Source organism: Streptomyces sp. WG7, assembly GCF_049975785.1.
Classification (GTDB): Bacteria; Actinomycetota; Actinomycetes; order Streptomycetales; family Streptomycetaceae; genus Streptomyces.
In genome coordinates, this window is record NZ_JBNGGE010000120.1 from 1 (window position 1) to 3,258 (window position 3,258).

General features: G+C 70.4%; 3 protein-coding genes. All 3 read right to left on the reverse strand.

What is annotated here, in order from left to right; all coding sequences use genetic code 11:
• The coding region (locus tag ACP4J0_RS38265) for a flavodoxin-dependent (E)-4-hydroxy-3-methylbut-2-enyl-diphosphate synthase (RefSeq protein WP_366012120.1) at window positions 1-206 on the reverse strand (206 nt) is incomplete at its 3' end.
• A gap of 308 nt (window positions 207-514) precedes the next feature.
• Entirely contained in the window at window positions 515-1,807 is a 1,293-nt protein-coding gene (locus ACP4J0_RS38270) for a M50 family metallopeptidase (protein WP_426604031.1), read from the reverse strand.
• 8 nt (window positions 1,808-1,815) lie between these two features.
• The gene (gene dxr / locus ACP4J0_RS38275) at window positions 1,816-3,072 is read right to left on the reverse strand and encodes a 1-deoxy-D-xylulose-5-phosphate reductoisomerase (RefSeq protein ID WP_426604029.1); all 1,257 of its coding nucleotides are present in this window, start codon (window positions 3,070-3,072) and stop codon (window positions 1,816-1,818) included.
• Window positions 3,073-3,258: the final 186 nt, after the last annotated feature.

Consider the following 3,258-nt stretch of genomic DNA (forward strand, 5'->3'; position numbering starts at 1 on the left):
CGCACGATCTGGCAGCCCGAAGCCGTCAGCTCGGCGATCTGCTGGAGCGTCGCACCGATGTCCGACGTACGGGTCGTGGTCATGGACTGCACCGACACGGGCGCGTCACCACCCACCGCCACGGACCCGACCTGGATCTGCCGGCTCTTGCGGCGCTCGGCGAGCTTGGTCGGAACGGACGGCATGCCGAGAGAAATCGCAGTCATCTGCTGTGCAACCCCAAGTCGTGGATCAGAATCCGGCCCCGTTCAGCGGCGGGCTCCGGCCTCCGAGATTACGGCACGGACGTGGACGCCAGACACACGGCGTACGGAGACGCACCCATTGGCGTCCGTCTGCCGGGTGACCGGTGTGAAGCCCGGTCCGGAGGGACATGCTCTCCGGATCGGGTTTCCCGTCCGATCGCTTCAGATCACACGTATCGCATGGATCGTGCGGATCGCACGGATCATGTGGATCACGTGGATCGTGTGGATCGTGTGGATTCGTACGGATCGAGCGGATTACCCCGGCTTCAGCTGATCCGTACGGGATTGACGACGTCCGCCACCAGTACCAGCAGCGTGAAGCAGACGAAGATGCCCGCCACCACGTAGGCCACCGGCATCAGCTTCGCGACGTCGAACGGGCCCGGGTCCGGGCGGCGCAGCACCTTGGCCGCGTTCCGGCGCAGCGACTCCCACAGCGCGCCCGCGATGTGGCCGCCGTCGAGCGGCAGCAGCGGGAGCATGTTGAAGAGGAACAGGGAGAGGTTGAAGCCGGCCACCAGCATGATGAACATGGCCAGCTGCTGGGTGGGCGGGATGTCCAGGGTCGCGATCTCGCCGCCGACGCGGGCGGCGCCCACGACTCCCATCGGGGAGTCCGCCTCGCGGGGCCCGTCGCCGAAGGCCGCGTCCCACAGGGCCGGGATCTTGGCGGGCAGGGCGGCGAGGGAGTCGACGGCGTCGCCGATCCGGTCGCCCATCCAGGTCACGGACTGGCCGAAGTCCTGTTTCACCACGCCGGTGGCGGCGCTGAAGCCGAGGAAGCCCGCGGTGACGTACTCGCCCTCGACGATCTGTCCGTTGCCGTCCTTCTTCGCGACCTGGTTGGTGGCGATGGTCGCCTGGAGGGTGACCTCCTGGCCTCCGCGCTCGACGACGACCGGCACCTGCTCGCCGGGGTTGGCGCGGATCATGTCGGACAGCCGGTCCCAGTCGTCGGTCCGTACGCCGTCGAAGGAGACGATCTTGTCGCCCGCCTTGAGGCCGGCCGCCGCGGCCGGGGAGGCCGGGTCGGACTTGGTGCAGTCGTCGCGGTTCTCGGTCTGCGAGATCACGCACTGGGAGACGGAGCTGACGGTGGTGGTCTGCTGCGAGATGCCGAAGCCCATCAGAACGGTGAGGAACAGCACCACCGCGAGGATGAGGTTCATGAACGGGCCCGCGAACATCACGATGACCCGTTTCCACGGCTTGCGCGTGTAGAACAGGCGCTTCTCGTCACCCGGCTGCAGTTCCTCGAAGGCGGCCGAGCGGGCGTCCTCGATCATGCCGCGCCAGGGCGAGGTGGAGCGGGCCTCCACCCGGCCGTCGGCGCCGGGCGGGAACATGCCGATCATGCGGATGTAGCCGCCGAACGGGATGGCCTTGACCCCGTACTCGGTCTCGCCCTTCTTCCGCGAGAAGAGGGTCGGCCCGAAGCCGACCATGTACTGCGGCACGCGGATGCCGAAGAGCTTGGCCGTGGACAGGTGCCCCAGCTCGTGCCAGGCGATGGAGAACAGCAGGCCGACCGCGAAGAGGACTATGCCGAGGATGAACATCAGGGTCGTCATGCACGGGCCTCCGCCGTCTGTGCCGCCAGTTCCCGGGCCCGGGTCCGCGCCCAGGTCTCCGCTTCGAGGACGTCCGCGACGGTGAGCGAGGTTCCCGTACGGGGGGTGCCGTGCTCCTCGACCACCCGCGTGACGGTCTCCATGATCCCGAGATACGGCAGCGCGCCGGAGCGGAACGCCTCGACGCACTCCTCGTTCGCGGCATTGAACACCGCCGGGGCCGTGCCCGCGAGCTCCCCGACGTGCCGGGCCAGGTTCACCGAGGGGAAGGCCTCGTTGTCGAGCGGGAAGAACTCCCAGGTCGAGGCCTTGCTCCAGTCGAAGGTGGGGGCGGCGTCCGGGACGCGTTCGGGCCAGCCCAGGCCGATGGCGATGGGCCCGCGCATGTCGGGGGGCGTCGCCTGGGCCAGTGTCGATCCGTCCGTGAACTCGACCATCGAGTGGACATACGACTGCGGGTGCACGACCACCTCGATGCGGTCGAAGGGAATGTCGTAGAGCAGGTGGGCCTCGATCACCTCCAGGCCCTTGTTGACGAGGGTGGCGGAGTTGATCGTGATCACCGGGCCCATGGCCCAGGTGGGGTGGGCGAGGGCGTCCTCGACGGTGACCCTCGCCAGCTGCTCCTTCGTACGTCCCCGGAACGGGCCGCCGGACGCGGTGACGACCAGCTTGCGCACGTCGGCGCGGGTGCCGGCGGCCAGCGCCTGGAAGAGGGCGGCGTGCTCCGAGTCGACCGGGATGATCTGCCCCGGCTTGGCGAGGGCCTTGACCAGCGGGCCGCCGACGATGAGCGATTCCTTGTTGGCGAGCGCGAGGGTGCGGCCCGCCTCCAGGGCGGCCAGGGTCGGTGCGAGGCCGATGGAGCCGGTGATGCCGTTGAGAACCGTGTGGCAGTCGGAGGCGGCGAGCTGTGTGGCCGCGTCGGCTCCGGCGAGGATCTCGGGGAGCGGCTCCCCCGGGCCGTACTGGCCGCTCAGTGCCTCCCGCAGGGCGGGGACGACGTCCTCGCGGGCCACGGCGACGGTCCGTGCCTTCAGCCGGTACGCCTGCTCGGCGAGGAGGGCGACCCGGCCGCCGTTGGCGGACAGGCCGGTGACCCGGAAGCGGTCCGGGTTGCGCAGCACGAGGTCGATGGCCTGGGTCCCGATCGACCCGGTGGACCCGAGGATCACCACGTCCTTCGGGCCGTCGCCCGCCACCGGGTCGTAGACGAGGTGGGGGTCGGCGAGTGGGGCTGGACTGTCGCTCATCCCCCCATTGTTGCCGCAACCGCCCTCCGGGAGGACAGCGCGTCCCTCCCACGGGTGTCGCGGGGCCCGCGCGGGGCCCGAAAGGGCCCCGCGGCCTGCGGGCGGAGCGGGTCCGGGCCCGAGAAACGCCCGGCACCGCCGCCCGAGGCCCGCGGCCCCGGCCCCGGCCGGGGCCGGGGCCGGGGC

Coding starts and splice junctions, on each gene's coding strand:
- ACP4J0_RS38270 (WP_426604031.1), bottom strand. CDS start 1,807: ATGTTCATCCTCGGCATAGTCCTCTTCGCGGTCGGCCTGCTGTTCTCC.
- dxr (WP_426604029.1), bottom strand. CDS start 3,072: ATGAGCGACAGTCCAGCCCCACTCGCCGACCCCCACCTCGTCTACGAC.